Annotated in this window: 1 protein-coding gene; it reads left to right on the forward strand. The window is 42.5% G+C overall.

Annotation, left to right across the window (positions count from 1 at the left end; genetic code table 11):
- The coding region (locus AABK37_RS42260; RefSeq protein WP_432557313.1) for a hypothetical protein at positions 1-219 on the forward strand (219 nt) is incomplete at both ends.

Consider the following 219-nt stretch of genomic DNA (forward strand, 5'->3'; position numbering starts at 1 on the left):
GTAGAGGTGGAGCATATTGGTCGTGATGGAGACACTGGCGATATTCTCCTAAAGTTCACCAGTAAATCGTTAGCTGTAATTGAACTGTCAATAGTGATTGAAGCTAGAAAACGACCCTCAAAGCCTTTTGGTCGCCAAGCAATCACTCAACATTTACAATCAGCAATGGTGCGGCGTTCTGCAAATTCGGCAATTTTTTTAAGTTATTCCCGTGAAGGA

The organism is Tolypothrix sp. VBCCA 56010, from assembly GCF_050875635.1.
Lineage (GTDB): Bacteria > Cyanobacteriota > Cyanobacteriia > Cyanobacteriales > Nostocaceae > Hassallia.